The organism is Pseudoalteromonas sp. MER144-MNA-CIBAN-0113 (assembly GCF_040308965.1).
In the GTDB taxonomy this organism is placed as follows: domain Bacteria; phylum Pseudomonadota; class Gammaproteobacteria; order Enterobacterales; family Alteromonadaceae; genus Pseudoalteromonas; species Pseudoalteromonas tetraodonis.
Map to the genome: position 1 here is coordinate 1 of NZ_JBEOOG010000390.1, position 265 is coordinate 265.

1 pseudogene is annotated in these 265 nt (G+C 34.3%); it reads left to right on the forward strand.

Annotation, left to right across the window (positions count from 1 at the left end):
- Window positions 1-265: pseudogene (locus AAEY57_RS20180) on the forward strand (hypothetical protein); the annotation flags it as partial.

Here is a 265-nt window from a genome sequence, read left to right on the forward strand (position 1 = left end):
TTAATACTCACTATCTCATTCTCGGCTTTCGCTGACTTAAAAGAGCTTCCGGAAGAATTTTCAGATTTTAGTTTAAATAGAGATATTACTGTCTCATATGATGACTTAGATACTCTTCTAAGTTTTACTGTAATTGATACTGGAGCATCAGATCGTTCCAAACTAAATTCTCAAGCCTCCATCGGTACAAGAATGAAGTCGCATAAAAATAACGACACAGCATTAGAAGCAAATCGTTTCTTCTTTGAAGAAGTAACAAAATCAG